We start from the raw sequence: 22,882 nt of genomic DNA on the forward strand, positions 1-22,882 counted from the left end.
ACGCGCACCTGCACCGTAGCTGCTTCCGTGGGGCTGATATGGCTGCGGTGCTGGACCCGCCGGAACGGTGGAGGGGATAAAGGGGGAGTTTGTGCCAATCTCAGTGGTGATCATCGAGGACGACGACGATGTCCGTGCTCTCATTATTGGCATTCTGTCCGGGGCCGGCTTACAGGTCCACGAAGCCTCCACGGCCGCCGCCGGTGTCGAGGCAGTCCGCCAACACCGACCGGAAGTTTTTGTTGTCGACTTCGGGTTGCCGGACTTCAACGGCCTTGAAGCCGTCCGCCGCATCCGTGAATTCAGCCAAGCACCCGCCCTCATGCTCACCGGCCACAACGACGTCGCCGACAAGCCGCTTGCCGCTGGTGTCACCGAGCTCATGGCGAAGCCATTCAGCCCGCTCGAACTGCGACAGCGGGTGGAAAAACTGGTCCCCGCGCGCCCCGCGACGGGACAGTGCTAACGTGCCGCAGGGGAAACGAATGCTGTGACCCAAAGAACAACGCCAATCCAGCATCTGCCGCAGGGCATGGAAGCCTCGGGCGACCTTCCGCAACCGATCGCAGCTCCAACTGCGGCAGCGACACGGCTCAACGACAGCGCGCGGGTGGTCCTGATTCAAGCCGTCACAGCGGTCCTGAACCAATCTGTCATATCACTCATGATGGAACTGTCGGTCGACATGTCCGTCCACCGTGTGCGTCGATCCTCGCCTTGCCCTTCAGCACAAATGCAGGCTCGCGATAGCCGCGAGGAGGGCCGCGCCTCCCTGTCACAGCCAAGCTGAGCCGGGATTGGTGCATCGACGCAATGAGCAGTTATTCATCCCCCTGCGCATTATGACCCTGCCCTGGAGAACGGCGCTGAAAGGAAGCCCTTTCGGCAGGGACATTTGGTTCTTGGCGGTTGTATTCTTTGTTCAGGCCGATGCCTCACCTTCTGGTGTGCGTAGGTGTGTGGTTTAGGCCCAGGTACCGGGCTCAGCCGTTGCCTTCAGCCAACAAAGGAATAGCCGATGTCCAGGGATGAGTTCCCTCTTCCAGCGGTCACCGGCGCAGGGTCGATACCGGGTCCGGGGGGACCTGTTTTGCCGCCGCTTGCGGCGGAGGGTGTTTCCTTGCGCTCCCAGGTGATGGAGCTGATTGATGATGTCCTGTCTGACTCTGATCCTGCGGGGCAGTGGGCCAGGTCGCAGTTGCGGAAGCTTGTGGCGTCGTATCCGGGTGAGCCCGAGCGTGCGTTTCTTGAGCACCTCATCGGGACACGAAAGCACGGGGCGGGGCAGTGGCCTGTTCCTCGGGGTTACGGGGGCGCCTCTGAGGGTTGTCCGGTTGATGATGGCCCCCAGGATCCGGAAGTAATGCAGCGAATCGAGTCGGTTCTGGGCGGCAGGCTGTTGTTGACGGCGTTCCAGCCGATCCATGAGTTACCGGAGAGGCGGGTCCTCGGGGTCGAAGCCCTGACGCGTTTTGTCAGCAGCGACGGGGCCGACGCGGACATCTGGTTCCGGGAGGCCGAGTCCGTAGGCCTTGGGATCGAGTTGGAGTTAGCGGCTCTGCAGCGCGCTGTCTCCGCGGCGCGGGTAGTCCCTTCGCATCTTTTTGTCGCGTTCAACCTGACCCCTGTGACGTTGACGGAAAGCCGTGTCCTGAGCCTGCTGGAGGAGTCGGGGTTGTCGATGGACAGGATCGTCATCGAGCTTCGGGGCCAGACAGACGATAAACAGTGGGACAGGGTCATCCTGTCCCTGGAACCCCTTAGAGGACGTGGATTGCGGGTAGCGGTCGATGGTTCTGGAGCTGGGTACACTCCTGCCGAACGGGTTCTCAGCCTTCTGCCCGACATCATCAAACTCGACCGCACGTTTATCGACGGGGTTCTTGGGGGGCCGGAGACGGATGAGCCGGCCGTGATAGGCCTGGCCCGGGAGGTAGGCGCTCTCTTGGCGGCCGAGGGCATCGAGACCGAGGCCGAGCTGGCGGCGGTGATCGCCGCTGGCGTTACTGCGGGCCAGGGCTATCTGCTGGGCCGGCCTTCGGTGCATCCGCTGGATTGGTCGCCCTGGGTGATCCAACCGACCTCTGGGGCGACGGTTGAGCCATAACAGCTGCGCAGCAAGGCGTCATCCTCCTTGGGGAGCCAGGGATCGGGGACAGTGCCCGTAGACCCTGGGATCGGCAAACTGACGCAGTGCCCGGGCCGGCGGATCCCGGGTCGACATATACTTCAGCAACTGAGGCAGTGGTCATGCAGACATGACCGAAGACAGGCCGGGGGCGCAGATGACGGAGGAGCACCAGGATCACCTGCTGACGCAGTCGCTGCTGCTCGATGAGATCGGGCAGTCCGTGATCGGGATGGACAGCAGTTGGCGGGTGACCTACTGGAACCGTGCCTCTGAGCGCTTGTACGGTTATGCCGCCTCTGAGGTGTTGGGACTGACGCCTCTTGAGCTCGGGATCGTGGGTAATTTCAAGACCCTTGCGCCGGGGCCCACGGGCGAGGAGATCGCCGAGCGTATAGCGAGAGACAAGGACTGGTCGGGGGAGTTCTGGGTGCAGGACCGGGCCGGGAGGGAGTTCCCGGTCCATGGGACGATCAGCCCGATCAGGGGCCGGCACACGGTACCGGTAGACATTGTGGCCATCTCAAAGGACATTACCGACCGGAAGCACCAGGAGGCGATCCTGCGGCGGCTCTCGGCGATGGTTGAGTCCTCAGGGGATGCGATCATCAGCGCTGACATGGATGGGAGGATCAGCAGCTGGAACGCTGGCGCTGTCAGGATGCTTGGCTGGAGCGCGGGGGAAGCCGTGGGCCAAAACCCCGGGCTTTTCACGACCCGGGCACCGGAGGATGTGGGCGAACGTGTCGCCGAACGGATCCGCAGCGGGGCGTTCGTCACCGGTCTGGAAGCGCGATGGCGGCGTAAGGACGGGTCCTTCATTGATGTTGAACTGACCGTTTCCCCGGTCTATGGGCAGGATGGGACCCTGACCGGAGCTTCCGGGATCGCCAGGGACATCACCGAAATCAAGCGGCTGCGCACAGAGGCTGACGCGGAGCGGCGTCGGTTGTTGGCGGCACAGGAGATGGCGCACGTGGGAAGCCTCGAGTACTCCGCCGATCTGGGTACGATATGGCACTCACAGGAGCTAGCCCGGGTCGTGGGCCTCGGCCCGGGGGAGTCATTGTCGTGGGAGTGGATGCTGGAGCGGACCCATCCGGAGGACCGTGACCTGGTGCGGGGGGTGTGGCAGAGCCTGCGAACAGGAGCTGGATTCGCGGATGTTGAATACCGGCTCCTGCGGCCTAATGGCGGGCAGCGGTGGCTGCATTCAAGGATCCGCAGCGTCGATGGCCCGGACGGGAAACCCCTTCAGTTCCTGGACACGGTGCTGGACATTACCGAGCGCAAGGACGCTGAGCAGATCCTGGAATGGCAGGCCCGGCATGACGCCCTGACAGGTCTGCCGAACAGGTACTGGATCACAGAGGTGCTGCAGGGTTTCCTTGACCGGGGCTGCCGGCCGGCCGTCATGTTTGTCGACATTGACCGGTTCAAGCTGGTCAACGACGGTATTGGTCACAGTGGCGGAGACAGGATACTGATGCTCGTCGCTGAACGCTTGAAGAAGGCGGTTCGGGCCGGTGACACCGTGGGCCGCTTCGGAGGCGACGAGTTCATCATTGTTTGCGAGAACATGGGCATGCGTGCCGCTCAGGTGCTGGCCGCGCGGATCCGTGACTGCGTCAGGTCTCCCTTCGAGATCGAGGAGCGGCAGATCTTCCTGAACGTCAGTGTCGGCATTGCCCTTGCCGGGCCGGAAGACACGGCCCAGTCCATGTTGGGCGGGGCGGACACTGCCATGTACCGGGCGAAATCTGCTGGTGGGGACGCCTCGGTGATGTATCACTCCCGTATGACTCGACGGGCCAGCGGACGCTTGGACCTGGAATCGGACCTGCGGTTGGCCCTGGATAGGGGGGAACTGCGCCTGGATTATCAGCCGATCATGGACCTGGATTCGGAGGCCCCGCTGGGTTTCGAGGCTCTCCTGCGGTGGGAACACCCGGACCACGGCCTCATATCCCCTGAGGTGTTCATCCCCATCGCCGAGGAGACAGGCCTTATCATTCCGATCGGCACCTGGCTCCTGAAGGAAGCACTGCGACAAGGGCAGGTCTGGCGTCAGCAGACAAGCGGCGCAGCGAACCTCACGATGGCCGTTAATATCTCCGGGCGCCAGCTGGTTGCGAAGGACTTCCCGGACATTGTCGAAGCCGCCATCCGGGAGTCTGGCATTGACGCTGAAGCCGTGCATCTGGAAATCACCGAGACAGTCCTCATGGACGAACCGGATCTGCCCAGGGAAACCCTGCAGCGACTTGCCCGCCTGGGTGTTTGCCTCTCCATCGATGACTTCGGCACAGGCTATTCCTCCCTCAGCTATCTGAAGTGGCTCACCGCGACGACGTTGAAGATTGACCGCTCCTTCATCAAGGAACTCGGGGAAGACCCGCGGGCCGGAACGGTCATCGAGCTCGTGCTGGGCATGGCAAAAAGCCTCAGATTGGATGTTGTCGCCGAAGGCGTCGAAACCTCCACCCAACTAAATGAACTGCGCCGCCTGGGCGTGAACCGTGCCCAAGGTTTCCTGTGGAGCAAGCCCATCGCGTCCGAGCACGTCCCGGGCTGGCTGAACGCCCGGTGCCGGGAACCTCTGCAGGAGCAACAGTTGCAGTGACGACCGCAACGCAGGCAGTTCCGCGGAGTCAGGCGGCTGGAGAAGCCCGCCGATGGGGGATCAGCGGGCTTCCCGCTAGCACAATATGACCGTCGAATTTGGATGTCGAATAGACAATTTTTTCAAGACGGCCCCAAACGGAGCGACGTTCCAGACCGCAATTCCGGAATTCTACTATCCTGAAAAAATTCCCGAAAGCGGGCAGCAGGCGCGGAATTAGATTCCTGCCGTTCAGGGACCATTCCGTGCGTCAACTTGAGAATTTTGCAGCCCAGGAACTAATGTCAGCATCCGTGAAAGTGATGTCCGGAAATTCGTCCCGCAGACTTTTTCTCAGCGTCGCCTCCACAGTGAAGTGAGGCTGCGCATCGCTCGTCCGCCGTACCTCATCGATGATGCCGTCAACACGCAGCAAAAGAGCGTGCAGCATGGCGTTAGGGTCGTCATCCCCATTCAAGTTCCTGCGACGCTCTTCATCTCTCATGCCAATTCCCCCCGATCAGACAAGGGCACCATAATCAAGCCCGGCGTCGATGCCCATGAGAGCATGGTATCGGCCGCACCGAAATCGCAAAGGACCCGGCAGCGCCCAAGGACTGCGTGTGGCCGCGGCGGATAAACACGGGTGTGTCATGGGAGAACTGTGTCGTTGGAGAGCGAAGTGGAGGCATGGCGCGTGGATCCAGCGACCCTCCGGGAAGTTGTCCTTGACCGCGCCGTGATTGAAAACAGGCTTAACGGGTGCCCTGAACTCGAACGGATATGGATTCTTTCCGTGCTGGGCCGCGACCAGGAAGCCATCGCTGAAGGACGGCTGCTGCTGGCTCACTCCCGGGACCAGTTCAGGCCATTGCTCGTGCTCGCGCACGCCTATCAGCGACAGTACAGATGGCATAAAGCCGCGAGACTCCACGAGGAAGCATTGTGCCTCGCTGGCACGAACTCCCGTGAGGCCCTGGTACGCCATCAGATCGGCCGGCGCCTCTTCGATGAAGCCAGATACCGCGACGCAGCAGCGGAATTTGAGTGGGCCCGGGACCTGTACCGCACCACAGGTCGGCCCCGCCTGGCTGAGGCTTCGCACCACGCGATGCTCCGGGCCCGCCGACTTGCCGGTCGGTGGTGAACCAGCCGCTGCACTAGGTGTTGCCGGCCACGCTGCCCCGTTCCACGGGTCCGCCCGAAACGTCCCATGCTGTGATCGCCGCTAACCAGGCGACAGGAATTCACGGTATGTCATGGCCGGTTCTTACTGCTTTGTGACCCATTTCAGGGCTTCAGGGACAGAGCGAAAGAATTTGGTCGGGCATTCGGGTTTGTTCCGTTCGGTGTGGAAGACGGCGATGACTTCGTCGACCGGGGAGTCTCCGACGATTGCTGTTTTACTTCGTGGCCATTCGGTCGCGAAGAGGGCGCCGGCTTCGGGGGTGAGGCCTTTGATTCCGCCCATCTCCACGAGCACCGGCAGCGCGCGTCCGCCGGCGAGTTCACCGGCCCGGATGATCATTGCCCGGGCGTGGGATTCGCTGATCAGGATCCCAGGGGCCCAGCGGACGTGAAGAATTCGACCGCAAAGTTCCACACTGCCAGGGCAGTCGTCGTGAAGGCCTGGACTCATCATCTCCCCCTGAGGAATAGGCCGGGCCTGCCGGGTTCTGGAACCGGGCAGGGTTGAGGACATGGAAGATCGCGCCCGGCCCGTGGATCGGGGCGAGGCTGGACGGTTCCGCATTGACTATACGAGGGAGTACCTTCTGAGACCGGAATATACGGGGCCGATCAGCGGTTGGTGCTTGGACCGGTGACGGGTCCTAATGCCAGTTGGCCCAGTCGGATGGGTGGATTGTTGGCCGTCCGAGGAGGTATCCCTGGGCTGTTGTCATGCCGATCCGTGCGACGGTGTGGAGTTCGGCCTCTGTTTCGACGCCTTCGGCGAGGACCTGCGCGCCGGTTTGTTCGGCGAAACTGACCATGCCTGTGCCCAGTGCCTGCTTCGCGTGGTCGGTGTCGATGCGTGCGATGAGTGTCCGGTCGAGCTTGATGATGTCGGGCCGCAGCCGCAGGATGTGGCGCATGGAGGCGAATCCCGATCCGGCGTCGTCTACGGCTATCCGCATCCCATCCCGGCGCAGGGGCGACAGGGACTCGAGAAGCAGCTCATAATCGGTGACGGCGTGCCGCTCGGTCAGTTCCAGGACGACACGCTCCAGGGGCAGGCCCGAGCTTCGCAGCATCGCCGGTAGCCGTGGATCGATGCACGTTTCCGGGGCGATGTTGAACGAGATGAACAGGTGGCCGGGCAGCGCGGCGCTCTTGCGCAGGGCCGCGGCCAGGGTCGCGAATTCGAGATCGCCGCCGAGCCCGATGCTGCTGGCTTCACTGAACCAGTGTTCCGGGCTCCTACCGTCGTCGCTGGGAAACCTCGCCAGGGCTTCGACGCCTGTCACGGCGCCGCTGGTCAAGTCATGGATGGGCTGGAACGCGGTGAGGATCAGCCCGTCCTTGACGGTATTCCCGATCCGTTCCCGCACCCGCTGTGCCATTGCTGTTGCTGGGGCGGGGGAGGGCAGCAGACGGCTGGTGCCTGCGAAACGCGGTCCGGGGCCGTCCTCTGACCCGCAGGACTTGCCGGACATCTCCAGCAGGACCGGGGTGCCGTTTCGGTGCCGGCAGCAGACGGTGACGCCCGCCCAGCCCTTTGCGTCGTTTAATGCCTTGGCAACTGCTTCACGCGCCCTGGCCAGGTGGTCCTCGTTGATGACAAGGCTGAAAGGCCGGCCGATCAGTTCGGACGGTTCGTAGCCGAGCAGATCGGCGCTGGCCCGGCTGGAGAATGAGAAGGTCCCGGCATCGTCCAAGGCCCACAACCATTCCCCGCTGGTGTCCATCACCGTGCTCACCAGGCGTGAGATCACGCTGTTTCGGGTCCGTTCCTCACGGTGGGCCCGGATGCCCCGGGCCGCGGCCCAGCCCGCGACGAGGACCAGGCCCGTAGCGAGGGAAACGAGCACACCGGTCAGGACTGCCGGCTCCTCGGCGTGCGGAGCCAGAACGTGCAGCCATGTCGTGAAGGCCAGGACGAAGGCTGCCTGCGTGGCCAGCACACACAGCAGCAGGCGGCTGCCCATGAAGACGCGCAGGCCCGCCCTGCCCGGCAATCCGTGACGCCGCCATGGAAGCTGTAGAGTCTTCGTGCCCCCAAGGGGCGGCGCTGGAACGGGGGCCTGGACGGCGGGTTCCGAAACCCTGCCGGAGAGCGCGGTCATGCCTGGATGTCAGCCGGTTCCGGCTGTGCATCGACCGCGGCGGGCTCTGCCCCGGCCCGGTAACGGTAGGTGATGTTCTCGTCCTGGACGACGAAGGTCTCCACCCCGCTGCGGGACCAGTGAAGGACCAGGAGGCCGTAGCGTTCGGCCAGCTTGGCCAGCGTCGGGAAAGTCGTGACGTCGATCACGGGCCTGCCCTGGGGAGCCGGCATCGGGTGGACCCGGACCAGCAACGCGGCGTAGCGTCGGCGAATCGCCGCGGCCTCGTCGGCGGGGGTGGTGCGGCGGGCGAAGATCATGATGATGATTCCGGTAGCCAGGGCAGCGAGGATGAACACCGCCGAGACGATACGGGCCGCGGCCGCGGTCAGGGACAGTCCGCTGACACCGATCATGCGGGGAACGATCGCGGTGTGCTCCCGGGTGGTCGAATCAGTGACCGATAAGGCGGCCGGGCCGCCGGGGAGGCTGACTTGGAGTGGTGTGAGCTCGAGTTTGAGCTGAGGCCGGAATTCAGCGCCCTGCGCCGTCCGTACTGTCGGGGTCACGGCGAGGGAAATCGGTCCGGCGGGAAGGCCGGTGACCGCAGAGGCTGCCTGGGCTTTGGCGTCGAAGCTTGCCAGATCCAAGCGGGCAGTGCCTTCATAGTCGTTCCCGGCAATGGCGACCGGACCGGCCACGGGGACGGTGGAGCGCCAGCCTCCGGGAGTGGACAGGTCCGCTGTCACGGTCACCGTTCCGGGTTCACCGTGATAGCTGAAGCTGACATCGACGGTCTTGGCGAGTTTACGGAAGACCGGGTCCGGTGACTTCGCCGTGCTGCCGTCGTAGGCTGCGCTTTGTCCAACGTCCGCGGTGTAGGAGAAGTTCATCCGCGTGCCGCTCTTGACCGAGGTGCTGGCCGTTTCGTCCAAGGGCCCGGACCACGCCATGGCACCGACGGTCACCCCGGCGACCGCGAAGACCACGGCAAGCAGGGTGGAGATCCGCAGCGATGGCGGCAGGCTCCCCAGGCTCTGACGGCTGGAGGGCCGGGTGCTGATGTGGCGGGACATGGATGTTCTCCTTCGTTTGCGACGGTGCCGTGTTGTGGCTGCGCCACCGCCGGCCAGCAGCGCGAATGCCAGCAGCCCCAGGACCGGGGGACTGGTCAGGGACTCCAACCACAGCCCACCCTGCGGGATATGAATCAGGGCCCGGCCCACGAGGTCCTTGCCGGCCGGGGTGGTGGGGTCAACGGACTGGTTGTTGTCGCCTTTGAAGACGAAAGCGCCGTCGTTGCCGCCGATAATACGGTGCAGGGCGACCTCATCCCGGCCCGGGAGGTTGTAGGCGGCAATTTCTCCCACCGCGTAGGAGGAGGACCGGGCCACAACGACCAGATCTCCCTGGTAGTACAAGGGGTTCATGCTCACGCCGTGGGTGACGACCAACCCCGCCTGACCGGTGGCCAAAACAACTCCCACGGCCGCCCCGACCACGGCAACCATGACGAGGAGGACCGTGCGGAGGCGATGCGTCAGACGCTGAGCCAAAGCGGAACCCCTCTCGGGAACTGGCAGGAATCGTTCGAAGTGAGACGGCGGGTGGCCGGCCCCTCAGCGGACATCGGCCACCCACGCATCGAAACTAGCTGACGGTGACGGAAGCGTTGCTCACGTCGCTCTGGGATCCAGTGGTGGTGCAGACCGAGGTGTTGGTCAGGGCGTCGATGGCGGTGCAGCCGAAGGTTGCCGGCGCACCGCCGCCGGTGAGGGACAGTACCGGGGTCTTGCCGGCAACGCCCTCTGCGAAGGTCAGGGTGACCTGGTTCACTGCCGTCTTGGTGGCATCGGTGAACCCGTATTCCAGACCGGTCAGGGTGGCGCCCGTGACTTCCTGGGTGACGGTGCCGCCGACGAACTGGCTCGGCCCGGCAGCGTTGACAAGGCCGGCGCCGGTGAAGGCGGAACCGGCTGCCAGGGCCAGGCCGGTGACGGAGAGGGCAGTGACGATCTTTGCAGAAGTGCGCATGATTTCTCTTTCGTGTAGGAAGCCCGGCAGCCCCTGAGCGGGCTCCGCGGCCGTTGCAACCCCCAGGTACAACTGGATGCCGCCGCCAACGGAACGGAACGGGAAACCGTCCTGCGTTCCATCGACAATTCGAAGCTAACAGCAGGACAAACAGGAAAATCCTTTCCTTGGATTAACTTCGCCCAACCCTTGGGAAGGTGCGGGAAATCGAGGAAACAGCAGTAACGGCCAAAGGAACCGCAGGAAACTTGGGAAAAATGAGGGCAGGTCTGCCAGGTCTCCGGCGATGGGGACGGGCGAGTGGAACCTGTGGCATGTGCCGGCCGCGCTCAAGGTAGGGCCAAAGGTTTGCGCAGGATCCCCCGAGGGCGGGGGCTTTGCGGCTTAGCGGCACGTAGTCTCGTGTCATGGCCATTTCAGCAGGATCACCGGGACCGCTGGGCGGTGAACAACCCCCCACGGCGACAACTCTCTCCTGCCCGGGCGAGGGGACTGCCCTGGTCGGTGACCGGCGGGCCCTACCGCTGGTGGATCCTCTGGTGCTGCAGGAACTTGAAGAGGATCTGGGACGCCCTGATCTGGCCACGAATTTCGCCAAGGACTACGTCGTGATGTGGGAACGGCGGGAGCGCCGTCTCATTGCATCGGTTCAAGAGGAGGATCTCACCGCCGCCTTAGATGCGGTAATCAGTCTGAAGGTCTCCTCGGCCATGGTGGGAGCGCTCCGCCTGGCGTTCCTGGCCCAGACGCTGGAGGCGAGGGTCCGCAGCGGCGACATCAGTGGCGGAATCGTTCGGGAGCTATCAGTTCACGGCCGGGCCACGGTCGAAGAACTTCAGGCACAATATCTCCAGCACCGCGGATAGCCCGCTTGTTGCCCCCAGGGGTCAAGCAGACGGACCGGGAAGCCGCCGGGCGGCCAGGCGGTATCCCGCACCCCGGACCGTTTGCAGCCACCGCGGCGCTTCCGGGTCGTCACGCAATTTCCGGCGAAGATTCCCGATATGGACCTCGACAGCACGCTCATCGGCCTCGCTGATATAGGCCCCCTTGGGGTAGTTGTCGCCCCTGACGGCGCGGACAAGATCAGCACGTGAAAGGACATTTCCGGACGCGCGGAGCAGTTCGCGCAGCAGATCGAATTCACTCTTCGTTAGTTCCAAAGGCACTCCTGCCAGCGCGGCGGTTCGCGTCCGTGGGTTCAACGTCAATCCGTTATGAGCCAGGACCGGTCCGCCGGTTACCGCCAAGGGAGCGGGCGGTAACGATTGCGGGGCCTGATCCTCTGCTGCGCCGGCGCTCCTGGGTCTGCGCATCATCGCCGCGATACGCGCCCGCATCTCCCGGGGACGGAAAGGCTTGGTGATGTAATCGTCCGCCCCGCCCTGAAGGGCGGCCAGCAAGTCCGGCTCCCCCGTTCTCGCGGTGAGCATCACGACGTAGGCGTTGCTGAATAGGCGGATCCTGCGTAAAACCTCGAACCCATCAATGTCGGGCAAACCCACATCGACGGTCACCACGTCGGGATTCCGTTCCCGCACCGTGTCAACACCCTGCCGCCCGTTCACTGCGGTATGCACGGCGAACCCCGCTTGAAGGAGGACACCTTCGACAAGGCCGCGTACATCCAGGTCATCTTCAATAACGACAGCCACACCCAGGTCGCCCATGGCCCCCCGTTTTCTATTGAATCCGCACCCGCCCAGCGCCGGCCAGCATTCAAACCCAAACCCTAAGCTACAAGAAAATCAGCGGATTTGAGGAAACCTTGATGCATTCTTGAGCATTCAACCTTCGTCATCCAGAACTTGACTCTGTAAAATGCCCCCGCCGGTATAGGATCTGCGGGTCAGCCTACGAAAGGCACCTTTCTTGGACTTCATCCGTTACCTCAGCGCCCTCTCGGTCTTTCTGGGCGTGTCATTTGTCATTGCTTTCACAGCCCACGTGATCTTGATGCGGAGGTCACGACGAAAAGAAGAAGAGATTTCAACCAGCGAGCGGGAGGCGCCGTGCCGTACATCGATATAAACCCTCACCGGCAACGCCCCAAATGGCTCAGTTACGTCGTACTGGCCATTTTGGCTACTCTCGCGGTAGTGGTCGTCATCCTTGCCCTCACCGCAAACAGTTGAGTCGTATTCCACTCTGCAACCAGGGCCGCACTCTGCTGTACCTGGGGATTTATTCTTCGGCGTGTGCCATGCAGGGGAAGACCCCGACGGGAACTGCTCGCCAGAGGGATCTAGTGAGATAGAGGCCCTGCCTGCCTGCCCGCCTCACCAAAAGCAAATAGACCGTTTGACGCAGCCTAGAGGCCGCTGCCGCGGCTAACCCTTGTGCGCGGCTGCCACGACCGCCCCATGGAGTTTCTGGGGGCCTCATCATCGACCAGCAACGCTCCGACGACGCCAGATACCGCGGCGCAGCTTCGTGGCGGCATACATCTGCATCACATGCCGCCACGAGCGTCAGCCGAAGTCCCGCCGCCATTCCCGCGACACCAATAGACGTACGCCCGTCGGCTTTGGTGCACGAAGTCATGGAGCGCGATGCCTCACTGCTGGACACCCCACCCACAAGTAAGCCTACTTACTATCTACTGTAAATGTAAGGCCTGCGTAGGCAGACGGCCAGTTGTTTGCCTGCTTTCAAGCAGGCGCCGTCGAACTTATCCCTCCGCCAGGCCCGGAGGCCCCCTGCCAAGGCGCCTCGCCCGCCCTTTGTAGAAGAGCCGATAATGAAGATTCCGTAAAGCCCGCTTAGCGCCTCGATGGTCCGTTCGCCCTGTGCCCGACGGCGCGGACTCACTCTGCCGCGGCGACCCCGAGGTCCGCGGCGTGGCCGCTGATGGTGCGGGCGAGGTCGATGTCGCGGCTGGTGATCCCGCCGACATCGTGGCTTGAGAGCGTGACGCCGACCTCGGGGTAGGTGAGCGTGAGGTCGGGGTGGTGGTTGGCCTGCTCGGCGGAGGCGCCGATGCGGTTTACGAGCTCCAGGCCGGTGGAGAACTTCCGGGTCCTGAAGGTGGCGGCGAGGGCCTCGCCGGTCACGTGCCAGCCGGTGAGCCCGGTCTCGGCGAGTTCGGCGGCGGACAGCTTCCGTTGGGGATCAGTCATGGTGCCATCATGGCTCGGGATGGCCGCCTGGGCTACCCCTGAGGCACCCCTTCGCCAAGGGTGATGGCAGGCAATGGCGACTGAGGGTAAAACGTCGGCACTGCCCGGGGACAACCTGTCACGCGCTGGTAAGCGAGAGAAAAGCCGCGGGGCGTCCTTCTCCGAGCCATCCCCAGGTCAAATTCGAAGGCCGATATCGGCCGTTCGATAAAGCCGACAGGACCCTTCGGATTTAGGCTCCCGGCCGACTGGAAGATTCGGGCAGCGAACTTCATCCCGGTGCTCCCGCCCCTTGAGCTCGGGACTCGAATCGAAGGCGCGTGCCGCCTGCTGAGGTGTCAGTACCGTTTTGGTACCATAGTGACATGGCTATGAATCTCCGTGTCCCTGAAGACCTCGATCGGCGGCTGGAGAAGTTGGCTGCCGAGGAACACACGTCCAAGTCCGCGCTTCTGTTGCAGGGGGCAGAATTGGTTCTGCAGCGCCATGCGCGGCGGCGTGAGATCAGCGAGGGCCTTGATTTTGTTATGAGTCATGATGCGGAGTTGCTGAAGCGCCTTGAGGACGCGTGACGGCGTACCTGGACATTGAGGATGCACTTCAGGTAGTTGATCGGTACGGCTTCCATATCCGTGATGTCGGGTTGTTGGCCTCGGCGTTGGCCAGGCCGGCTACGACTGTCATGGGTGCGGAGGCTTATCCGGAACTGGCGGTGAAGGCGGCCGCGTTGTTGGAGTCGGTCGCGCGGTTCCAGCCACTCATTGATGGGAACAAACGGACGGCGTGGACGCTCATGGTGTTGTTGCTCTGGGTCAACGGTTACCGGCATGCCTTCACCACGGAGGAGGGCTTCGACCTCGTCGTCGGAGTCGCCGCGGGCACCATCGACTTGCTGGACTCCGCCGCCGAGATTTCCAGGCATCTGGTGCCCCTGTAGTCCTTCACCCCCCGGAAATGGGGTGTGGACAATGTTCACACTTTTCGTCTCGTACTGTCTCGTACAGCTGCCGGACTTCTTCGAATTCCGCATGTTTTCGCGGGAGCCCAGTGTTTTCAAGGGCTAGAAGACAGTTCGAGTCCCACTTCGGGCACAGTGATTCCGCAGGTCAAAGGCCATCTGTCTTTCATCCGTTGTTCCTAATACCGGGTATGTAATCGAGAGCCCAGGGCAATAAGAATCTCTGCACGGAGCCGAAGCCGGGGCGAAGTTACATCTCATCCGGCTTGTCCTTCGCGGCTTGGACTTTCAATCGGGAGCCGTCCGGTCTCAGGCGCCACCAGAACCACCCCATGACTCCAACAACCACGACCGCCATGGTTGTGCCGGCAGGCGCGCGCCCTTCCTGGAACTCCCAATCCTTCAGTAGGCTCTCACGGGCGACAGCATAACTGCTTGTCTTGAAGTAGTTCCCGTGGGTAGCTACTAGCGCCTGATAGGAGTCAGGCTCAATCTCAAGGGCGGTGGCATCCAGTGCGTTCTTATCTGCAGTGTCGTTTGGATACGAGTAGACAGGGAAGCCGAGGTAGTCCGTTCGGCGCCATAAATTTTGCCAAACTCCTGGGCCGTCTGCTCCTCCACGCAGAAGCCCCACAAGATGGCCTTGAGGCGGATTCTGCGGCAGTAGGGGTGGCGTGGGCAAAAAGCGGTCCTTCCATGGATCGCTTGCGAAGTAGCGTGGTCCCTTGACTCCTGGCGTTCCAAGGACAGCCGGTCCCCACAGGTCGGGGAAGAACCTCCCGAAGTATGGGCGGAGCTGAATCCCGAAAGTAAGCAGCCTGATCCTGGATAGGAGCTCCCTGGTCTTCTGCTCGGCGGCTTCCTTGGCGGCTGCGGTAGCCATATTTTCTCGCGCGTCGAGCTCCTTTTGTTGGACCGTGGCCGCGAGATGATACAGGGCGGCGATGCCTAGGACGGCTCCAAGACTGTGCGTAGCCAGGAGGATGCGACGCGCAGGCTGCACCTGATCGAGCACCTCCGGATCATCTACTTTTTTCTGGTCCGTGAGCCATTGGAGCATCCTGCTTGCCAGTTCGGGAACCGCGCGTTCGGAGTAACAAGCAGGACCAAAAGGATGGCCGGCCCTTGGCAGCCAAGCCACCAAGTCCCAGAGGAGCCCCAGCGGCCTGCCTGTTCCCACTGCCGCACTGGTAATCGCTGCGCCCACTATCAGGGCCCCTGCTGCTGTTAGTGCGCATGTGGTCACCCAGGTGCCGGCAGGTGCGAACGTTTCCCAAAGCCATTGTTGCTGCAGCCACTGGCGGCCTGGACCGTACTCATGGAGGATCGTCAATGCCAGAACCACGATGACGCCAAACATAGTTGCCAGGGCTGCGATCTCTACTACTCGCTCCCCGCGCTGAAGCAAGGCGCTTCTGCGACGGACAGCCAAAATCTCCGATGTATAGGGCTGTTCAACCTCAGCGATGTCAGGATTTGTGACTCCGTTACCACTCCATAGGCTGCTGAGCATTAGCGCGGCCACTAACAGTACGGCGGCCAGGACCAGGAGCACCATGACTCCACCAGCTGCCCAGTAGAGGAAGGGGATTTTGATTGCAGAGGCGTCGTCCTTCAGTAGGTTGCGGAAGAGCGGATGGTTGGTGTCCTGTTGCCAAAGGAGTCCGCCAGCCTGCAGCCAGTTGCCGATTCCGACGACGATTGCGCTGGAGTAGAAGGCAGCGAGCAGGAGGCTGAGGTACATCATCACGGCAGGAGCAAGACCGTGCCACGCTTCAGCCTTCCGGCCAAGTGGCCGCACCGGAGCCCTCTCTCCCTGTTTCATGAGGGAAGCCGCCACAGCGATCAAGCAGATTGCGCACACTCCATAGGCCGCGCTTACGGACATTGGTGCCCTATCCAAGCGGCTGACGATGATGAGGCCGCCGATGAAGCCGCAACACCATAACAGCGTTCCCCAGAAGACGGCGGCAGCCGGGCTCAGTCGCATGAAACACCCCGACGTCGCAAATATCGCCAGGAGGGCCACCAGCACGATCGGCACGATCTGGGCCACGGTAAAGGGGGCTGTTTCGTTCACAGTAGTAGCGCGGCAGATCACCACGACGGTCAAAAGATAGACGAGGAGACTCGCAAGGAGAAGAGCCACCGCCAAGGCCATTCGCGAGAACCTGACCTTGAAGGGTGCCCGCACGCTCTTTGATCCCCAAACCATGACAGATCCTGCTACAACTGCAAGCAAAAAGCAGGCAATAGCCGCAAAAGTTGTGGCGGCGGCAGCGTCGTCCTTCGAATTTGCCTTGAGGTCAGCAGCGAGCAGGAATGCGACGAGCAGGACAGTCGCGGCAATGTGCGCCACGCCCGTCGGCGAGTTGACCCTGCGAATCCAGAGCCGCGGTGCAGCGAGGACAGGTGCGTCCTTCAACATATTTCTCCGGGTCTTTGGCTTCTCCCCGGGTACTTTCAAATGACTCTGAACCCGTTTCTGATCGGTGAACCGGGTGCGGAAACGAACATCGCTGGACAGGCTAACGGCTGCCAAAAGTGTCACGGCGAGGATCGGAAAAATTGATACGGCGGCAAGGCGCTGACCCCGCTCCAGGTCGCGAAGACCATCGAACCAGTGCGGCAAGGCATCGCACATCTGGCGTTGCCCATTCTCAGTACGAAAGCACTGAACAGCGACAAAGTCCATGGCGGCCGTGGCCACGGCAGTGGCGAACAAGAGCGTCAACAGCAGACTGAAGAGACGCACGAGCGCCGCGCCTGTGCCTGGACCGACATCGCCTTCGCGACGGTTGTCAGCCTTTAGAACACGGGCCCAGTAGGCAGCGTTAGCAAGACCGAATGGTGCGATCAAAAACCACCCGATGTTATATAGTGCCCGGGCAGCCTTGCCTAGAAGTCCAGACGGCGCGAAGCGGTCCAGCTTGCCCCAGCTGTATGCCTCTATCCGTATTCGCGAATCTGGCGCCAACAATGCTTCCGCGGGCGGCTGCTTAGCTTTGTAGAAACCAGCTAGATTGTCGGCGAGTTTGATGCCGTCAGCGTCGGCTGGCACCACATCGCCCGGCTCGACCCCCAACATTTCATGAGGCGGAGTATTACGAACCCCATGGACGCGGAGTTCGAGAATTTCCAGCGCTGAGGACATCGCCCCTCCTTTGCGGCTTCCCCAGCTCGTGCCCGTCAGAGTACGACTGTCGAATGCAGAAGTCCAGAGTATGGAATATCAATGTAACCGAGGCGGCTATACAGGAGTCAGCGGCTTTCAGACCGGTACGCCATATCGACGACGGGACACCTCACCCCGGGCTTAGGCGTCGGGGCTGGCGCAGCGGACCCTGACAGCTTTGTTTCGCGAACCCATGCACGCCAACACCGTCGACGTCGGGGTGGCACGGACTTTTTTTCTCGTCCATCTCTGGGGAAGATGCCGACGCGGACCCGGGATGATGGCGCCCACGATAGTTTCACTGAAGACAATCTATTTTCCCTCCCGTCCGAATTGAGTGAGCATTCTTACCAATGGGTGGCCAATCAGTGTCCTCGAGCTCCTTGAAGTGGCACAGCGCCTGGCCACGCCGTCGCGCTGCGGTGGCGACCCAGACCGCGCCCTTACGGTGATCGTTCCGGCCCTTCCTGGGTTTCCCTTCTCGCCCCAGCGACCAACTTTGGACGAGCAAACGCATTAAACTCTGGCACCACTTGATGACCGTCATCTCGGCCTCCAGCAGTACGCGGCGCATGGTGGTGATCTCGGCGGCCGGAATCACCTCGCGGCTCGGGCAGGCGTATCGTGGCGCCGTCGCAGGTACCATCTCTTGGCGGTCGCTGCCCCGCTTCACATTGACGAGGCGACAGTTACCGATGAGGAGCGGGAGCATCTAGACAAGGTTCAGGCGCGGATCGCAGCCGAGGGCGCCTACCAGCATTAGCAGACCCTGCCCCTCACCCTCGCCCCAGCGCTGTCGCCCTCGGCCCGCACGACCTTGCAACCCCACCACGCAGCTGGGCGGAGCGGACGTACGACGTAAGGGGATACACGCTCATGCCCCGTGGAGGACACTTCGCGCCCCACGAAGAACCCAACTGCTCGCCAACGACATCGCCGCATCCCTACAAACCCTATGACTCCTGTGGTTATCTATGGCTGGGACTGGGAGCTTTTGGGGTAGCTCCCGAAAGCAGTAGCGGTAAAAAACCTAACTCGGGGAGCCCGCACCCTGTTCCGTGCCGGACTTGGCGGTGTGCTGGTCGCACACTGGTGGCAGAAACACCTCGGGTGGTTCGGCGGCGGCGGTATTGAGGAGACCAGCAAGGGCATGGATGCCAGGGCTTCCGTCCTGCGAAGACCAGTGACCTCCGGTGGACCGGACTCAGCACAGCGCCCCTTGACGACCGAGGACCGTCGGCAGAGAGTGGCACATGTGAAGCGTGTGGCTCTTCGGGAGTATCTGGCGAGCGCACTGTGGGCGATGCCGACATGCGCCGTCGTGCTCGCGCTCATCGCGGGGGCGAGCCTTTCCGCTGTGCAGATCGACAAGACGTCGCCTCTTGCAGTCCTCCTCTTCCAGGGGACATCCGATGACGCCCGGAACCTGCTCGTGAGCATCGCCAGCACGATGGTCACGGTCATCGCCCTCGTCCTGGGACTTACCGTGGTGGCCCTGCAGCTCGCGTCGACGCAGTTCAGCCCTCGGCTCCTGCGGAATTTCCTCCGCGACATCCCCAACCAGCTGACCCTGAGCGCCTTCGTCGCGACCTTCGCGTACAGCACGGCGGGGCTCTACACGGTGGGCATCGCAGGCGGCCAACGCATCGAGGAGTACCCCCGACTCGCCGTTAGCGGCGCGCTGATGCTGCTGTTCGTGAGCATGGTGATGCTCGTGTTCTTCGTCCACCATCTATCGCATTCGATCCAGGTGGACCAAGTCATGAAGGGCGTCGAGACGGCGACGCTGAAGGTGATCGAGCAGTCATACGTCCCCGGCGACCCTGGGATCCCCATGCCGGACGTGCCGCACGGTGCCACCGCCCTGCCGGCACCGGCATCGGGATACGTCCAGGCCTTCCATGTCGGGCCATTCGTCGGTGCACTCGCGGAGCGGGGCCTGAAGGCACTGATGGTGCCCATGGTGGGCCGGCACGTGGTTGCCGGAGCACCCATCGCCTGGGTATGGGACGTCGCTGACGGCAGCGGGAGACCGTATGTGCCCGAGGCTTCCGCCCCGCTTCGGCGGGCACTAGCGCAGAGTGTACGCATCGGCTACGAACGGACCCTGGAGCAGGACGTCGCGTTCGGGATCCGACAGCTCGCGGACGTCGCGTCCAAGGCGCTCTCGCCAGCTATTAATGACCCATACACGGCGAACCAGGCGGTCGACCATCTGGGCACGATCCTCGCCGCGCTTACACTCAGGCAGCACGGCCCGCGAGCAGTGACAGACGCCCAAGGTACGGTCAGGCTCCACATCCCGGCCCGCGACTTCGCCTATCTCGTCGATCTGGCCCTCGGACAGGTTCGGCGTTACGGATCGAACGAACCCCGCGTCGTCAGGGCGTTGCTGCGGGTGTGCCGTGATCTCGCCTGGTTCGGAGACGCCGCGCACCGCGCCGTCGTTCGGCAGTATGTGCAGACCCTTATGAGCGACGTAACCCGGCTCGTGGCGCAGCCAGCCGATCGCGACCCCCTGCTGGAGGAGGGCGCAGCGGTCCTTGACCTCTTCGACATGGCGGACGGCCCTCCGGGCACCTCTTAACTCCATCATCCTCCCGCCGCAGAGACGGCCGGAGAGCGGAGGCAGCGAGTGGCCTGGTGCCAGGCTATTTCAAGTTCAAACGCAGGAAGGTCAGAGGGCACGAAGAAGGCGCGCCCCGTTCGCTGAGCGCGCCCTTCCTGTATAGAACTGTTACTCCTTGAAGGCATCCTTGACCTTTCAATGGCGGCCAATTTCGCCATGCAAAAACAATTACATGGGACGCGAAGCCTGCCAGCCATAAGCCACATCGGGGCATGCGGGAACGGCATCGTGGTGCTCTACGCCTCGATCACTCGGCCGGCTCGATAAGCTCAGGTCCGTTGTTACGGACGCTGTTTACCCTCGTGCTGACAACCCGGGGTGTCAGGGTTGGCTCCGGCAGAGAGCCCGGCAGGTGCTCTGCCACTCAAAGTATCCGTCAGCTGGCAGGATTGCCCTTCGTTTGACCGCCGCTTTGCGGAAAGACGGCTTCTCCAGGATGCTTTCACTGCGGGCATTGATCAGCTTCTTGCCGATCTGGATGTCTTTCGCCCAAGAGGGGACCAGGCCCCAGTGGGCCACGAGCAGATGCCGCTCGATGGAACCCTCGTCCACGCGCTCAGCCACGATATGCACGCTCTGTGTCGGCGCCACATTCCAGCTCGGAGGAGGCGGGTCACCGTCTACCTCTTTGGCATCAAAGTAGCTCAGAAGGTCGCCGGTGGCCTTGGACAGCACGTATCTGCCGCACATGACGCCATTGTGCCTGAAGGCTGTGGTCAGTAGGCGTCGAAGCGAACCAACAATGTTTGTGCCACCTTTCAGAAGCGCATACGGGCTCTCCCTCGCCGTTCATGACCGAATCGTTCCGCCTGCTGCGGGCGTATCTGCCGTTCGGTGCGAGTGAGTCCTAATTGGAGCAGTTAGGCCCCAACGGTTCTGTCCAAGGCCTAACTGATATTTGGATATGTCACGCGTTGAACAGGTCAGGTAGCTGTTTCGATTATTTGCCTATCGAAACGCCCAAAACGCCCGAGGTGCAGGTACATTGCAACGAAAGTACGGACACCCAAAACCGCCTGAAGCCGACGCCACTGAAATTAACGAACAGCCAGGAAGTAGTCCACGGTTCGCGGTTATTTTTTATGCCCGTGAAATTGCTTACCGGAGGGCACCTCACTTCGCCTATAGGTTCAGCACCAGAAATAACGGCTTTTTGAGATTCACAGACACGTTCAGAAAGCACAAAGGAATCGCTCATTTGTGGCAGCCGTGAGCGGGCTGGGTCATGGAGGGGGCTTCCAACGCTACTCCTGCCGGAAAGCCTGAGGGTGCCCAGGATTGCAGGGCCGCCAACAGGAGAACCAAGCCCTTCCGATCGAGTACTAGTTGGGGTTGTGCGGTGGTGGGAAAAGCCGGGCCGGTTAGACTCGTTTCATGCGCAGAACCTCGGCACGAGGCCCCGACGCCGCTGGGAGCGAGCGCGTACTTATCCTGTCAGCAGGGGTAGGAGCGGGGCACAACAGCGCCGCGGCGGCGCTGCGGCAGGCGTGTGCCGCGCGCGCCGACATTGATGAGGTGCAGGTGCTCGACGTGCTGCAGGTGAGCAGCGTGCTCTACCGCTCACTGCTTGGCAAGGGTTACTTCGTCCTGGTCAAGGACTTGCCCTGGCTGGTCGAGTGGGGCTACGACATCAACGACCGTCCGTTCCGGCGCCGGGTCCCAGTTGATCCCTGGACACGGGTGAACGCTCTTCCGGTGATCGGTGCGATCAAGCGATTCCGGCCGACCGCAATCCTGTGCACGCACTTCCTGCCAGCCCAACTGCTGGCGTCGCTGCTCCTTCGCGGCGTGATTGACGCGCGGACCGCCGTCGTCATGACGGACTACGACTTCCAGGGCCTATGGCTTACGGGGGCGTTCCATGCGCTCTTCCTGGCCAGGGAAGAGGGCAGGGTGGAGCTGATAGCGCTGGGTTTGCCCCCCGACCGCGTCGCGGCCACGGGCATCCCGATCGCCAGCCAGCTGGATGTAGCGCCTGCGCGCGATGTAAACGAGCCCCCGATGCTGCTGATCTCGGCGGGCGCGACTGGCGGAGACTATGCCGTCTCGGTCGTGCGGCAGACGCTGCACATGCGCTCATCCTTCACGGCCACGGTTCTGTGCGGACGCAACGATGCCCTGCGGCAGCGTATCGAACAGCTAGTGGCGCCCGCTGGCGACCGCTACCGCGTGCTCGGCTTCACGGCGGAGATGCCCGAGTTGCTGCGCCGCGCCGACCTGTTTGTGGGCAAGCCGGGCGGTCTGGCGGCGGCGGAGTGCATGGCTGCAGGGCTGCCCATGGTGCTTGTGAACCCCATTCCGGGGCAGGAGGTTCGCAACGGGGATTACCTGATGGAGCAGGGGGCGGCGGTCCGTTGCAATACTCCCGCGACGATCGGTTGGAAGATCGACGAGCTGCTGCGGGAGCCGGGCCGCCTGCAGCGGATGCAGGCGGCGGCGCGGAGGACGGGCCGCCCTGACGCTGCGGCGGACGTGCTGACCGGGCTGTTGGACGGCCCGTCCCGTCCCCTCGTCGTGACACGCGCAGCGCAAAAGACAATCCTCGCCGAGAGCGAGCGGCGAGTCGTTTCGACCGATCTGACGGGACCTTCGTCGCTTGTCAGCATGATCGACTCGGCGGCGGGCAGCACGGTCGCGCTGCTGCGAGCCGAGGAGCTGGGAGATCTGCAGAAGTGGTACGCCACCCCGAACGGGGGTCTGCTACTGCGGCGCGGTCACGCGCTCAGGTCACTCAGATGGGAGGAGCGGTGGCTGCTCCGCGCCATTCTGCGCGGGGACAACGAGCTGCACGTCCGTGTCGAAGGGCCCTCGCCACCGTCTCGCATCCGCCCCTCCCGGTCGCCAGCAGCGGCAAAGAGCCAGGCAGTCGACCCCGAATCAAAAAGCTGAACAGCGAACAGCCGGCTTCGTTTCCGGCTGTGTCGGGTTGGTTCGGGATGGCCAGCACCGGTGCAAGGGCCGGGGGAGCGGG

18 protein-coding genes are annotated in these 22,882 nt (G+C 62.8%); 9 read left to right on the forward strand and 9 right to left on the reverse strand.

Annotated elements, in window-relative coordinates; genetic code table 11:
• The first annotated feature begins 106 nt into the window (after window positions 1-106).
• The 3 genes from ACEN9K_RS10835 (at window position 107) to ACEN9K_RS10845 (ending at window position 4,751) form a co-directional block, all read left to right on the forward strand.
• The gene (locus tag ACEN9K_RS10835) at window positions 107-466 is read left to right on the forward strand and encodes a response regulator transcription factor (RefSeq protein WP_495634399.1); all 360 of its coding nucleotides are present in this window, start codon (window positions 107-109) and stop codon (window positions 464-466) included.
• An 897-nt stretch (window positions 467-1,363) separates the two neighbouring features.
• Window positions 1,364-2,107: an EAL domain-containing protein gene (locus tag ACEN9K_RS10840; RefSeq protein WP_495634400.1), complete on the forward strand. Its 744-nt coding sequence runs from the start codon at window positions 1,364-1,366 to the stop codon at window positions 2,105-2,107.
• Window positions 2,108-2,258: 151 nt separating this feature from the next.
• Complete coding sequence (locus ACEN9K_RS10845; protein WP_495634401.1) at window positions 2,259-4,751, forward strand: sensor domain-containing protein; 2,493 nt, start codon at window positions 2,259-2,261, stop codon at window positions 4,749-4,751.
• A 250-nt stretch (window positions 4,752-5,001) separates the two neighbouring features.
• Here the strand turns inward: ACEN9K_RS10845 and ACEN9K_RS10850 are convergent, their stop codons facing one another.
• Window positions 5,002-5,235, reverse strand: coding sequence for a hypothetical protein (locus ACEN9K_RS10850; protein WP_495634402.1), 234 nt, complete (start codon window positions 5,233-5,235; stop codon window positions 5,002-5,004).
• A 159-nt stretch (window positions 5,236-5,394) separates the two neighbouring features.
• Here ACEN9K_RS10850 and ACEN9K_RS10855 point away from each other — a divergent pair, with 159 nt between their 5' ends.
• On the forward strand, window positions 5,395-5,877 hold the full coding sequence (locus ACEN9K_RS10855) for a hypothetical protein (RefSeq protein ID WP_495634403.1): 483 nt from the start codon (window positions 5,395-5,397) through the stop codon (window positions 5,875-5,877).
• Between the two features lie 123 nt (window positions 5,878-6,000).
• Here the strand turns inward: ACEN9K_RS10855 and ACEN9K_RS10860 are convergent, their stop codons facing one another.
• The 4 genes from ACEN9K_RS10860 to ACEN9K_RS10875 form a co-directional block, all read right to left on the reverse strand.
• Entirely contained in the window at window positions 6,001-6,483 is a 483-nt protein-coding gene (locus ACEN9K_RS10860) for a DUF7793 family protein (protein WP_495634404.1), read from the reverse strand.
• A gap of 79 nt (window positions 6,484-6,562) precedes the next feature.
• Window positions 6,563-7,909: a sensor domain-containing phosphodiesterase gene (locus tag ACEN9K_RS10865; protein ID WP_495634405.1), complete on the reverse strand. Its 1,347-nt coding sequence runs from the start codon at window positions 7,907-7,909 to the stop codon at window positions 6,563-6,565.
• Between the two features lie 104 nt (window positions 7,910-8,013).
• Entirely contained in the window at window positions 8,014-9,507 is a 1,494-nt protein-coding gene (locus ACEN9K_RS10870) for a S24/S26 family peptidase (RefSeq protein ID WP_495635700.1), read from the reverse strand.
• A 139-nt stretch (window positions 9,508-9,646) separates the two neighbouring features.
• Window positions 9,647-10,030 carry a hypothetical protein gene (locus tag ACEN9K_RS10875; RefSeq protein ID WP_495634406.1) on the reverse strand — a complete coding sequence of 128 codons (384 nt, stop codon included), beginning with the start codon at window positions 10,028-10,030 and terminating at the stop codon, window positions 9,647-9,649.
• A 407-nt stretch (window positions 10,031-10,437) separates the two neighbouring features.
• Here ACEN9K_RS10875 and ACEN9K_RS10880 point away from each other — a divergent pair, with 407 nt between their 5' ends.
• Entirely contained in the window at window positions 10,438-10,896 is a 459-nt protein-coding gene (locus tag ACEN9K_RS10880) for an Hpt domain-containing protein (RefSeq protein ID WP_495634407.1), read from the forward strand.
• Window positions 10,897-10,917: 21 nt separating this feature from the next.
• Here ACEN9K_RS10880 and ACEN9K_RS10885 read toward each other — a convergent pair whose 3' ends face one another.
• On the reverse strand, window positions 10,918-11,700 hold the full coding sequence (locus tag ACEN9K_RS10885; protein WP_495634408.1) for a response regulator transcription factor: 783 nt from the start codon (window positions 11,698-11,700) through the stop codon (window positions 10,918-10,920).
• 1,137 nt (window positions 11,701-12,837) lie between these two features.
• Window positions 12,838-13,149, reverse strand: coding sequence for a 4a-hydroxytetrahydrobiopterin dehydratase (locus ACEN9K_RS10890; RefSeq protein WP_387452544.1), 312 nt, complete (start codon window positions 13,147-13,149; stop codon window positions 12,838-12,840).
• A gap of 365 nt (window positions 13,150-13,514) precedes the next feature.
• Here ACEN9K_RS10890 and ACEN9K_RS10895 point away from each other — a divergent pair, with 365 nt between their 5' ends.
• Both ACEN9K_RS10895 and ACEN9K_RS10900 read left to right on the forward strand, forming a co-directional pair.
• Window positions 13,515-13,721 carry a ribbon-helix-helix protein, CopG family gene (locus ACEN9K_RS10895; RefSeq protein ID WP_240685144.1) on the forward strand — a complete coding sequence of 69 codons (207 nt, stop codon included), beginning with the start codon at window positions 13,515-13,517 and terminating at the stop codon, window positions 13,719-13,721.
• Window positions 13,718-14,086 carry a type II toxin-antitoxin system death-on-curing family toxin gene (locus ACEN9K_RS10900; RefSeq protein ID WP_495634409.1) on the forward strand — a complete coding sequence of 123 codons (369 nt, stop codon included), beginning with the start codon at window positions 13,718-13,720 and terminating at the stop codon, window positions 14,084-14,086. Before ACEN9K_RS10895 ends, ACEN9K_RS10900 begins: the two co-directional genes overlap by 4 nt.
• A 271-nt stretch (window positions 14,087-14,357) precedes the next feature.
• Here ACEN9K_RS10900 and ACEN9K_RS10905 read toward each other — a convergent pair whose 3' ends face one another.
• Window positions 14,358-17,261 (reverse strand): hypothetical protein, encoded by a 2,904-nt coding sequence (locus tag ACEN9K_RS10905; RefSeq protein WP_495634410.1) that lies wholly within the window; start codon window positions 17,259-17,261, stop codon window positions 14,358-14,360.
• Window positions 17,262-18,432: 1,171 nt separating this feature from the next.
• On the opposite strand from ACEN9K_RS10905, the gene ACEN9K_RS10910 reads away from it, so the two are divergent.
• Entirely contained in the window at window positions 18,433-19,869 is a 1,437-nt protein-coding gene (locus ACEN9K_RS10910; RefSeq protein WP_495635701.1) for a DUF2254 domain-containing protein, read from the forward strand.
• Between the two features lie 363 nt (window positions 19,870-20,232).
• Here ACEN9K_RS10910 and ACEN9K_RS10915 read toward each other — a convergent pair whose 3' ends face one another.
• Window positions 20,233-20,601: an SOS response-associated peptidase gene (locus ACEN9K_RS10915; protein ID WP_495634411.1), complete on the reverse strand. Its 369-nt coding sequence runs from the start codon at window positions 20,599-20,601 to the stop codon at window positions 20,233-20,235.
• Window positions 20,602-21,285: 684 nt separating this feature from the next.
• On the opposite strand from ACEN9K_RS10915, the gene ACEN9K_RS10920 reads away from it, so the two are divergent.
• Window positions 21,286-22,800, forward strand: a complete 1,515-nt coding sequence (locus tag ACEN9K_RS10920; protein WP_488314660.1) for an MGDG synthase family glycosyltransferase — start codon at window positions 21,286-21,288, stop codon at window positions 22,798-22,800.
• Window positions 22,801-22,882: the final 82 nt, after the last annotated feature.

The organism is Pseudarthrobacter sp. Pseusp20 (genome assembly GCF_059492155.1).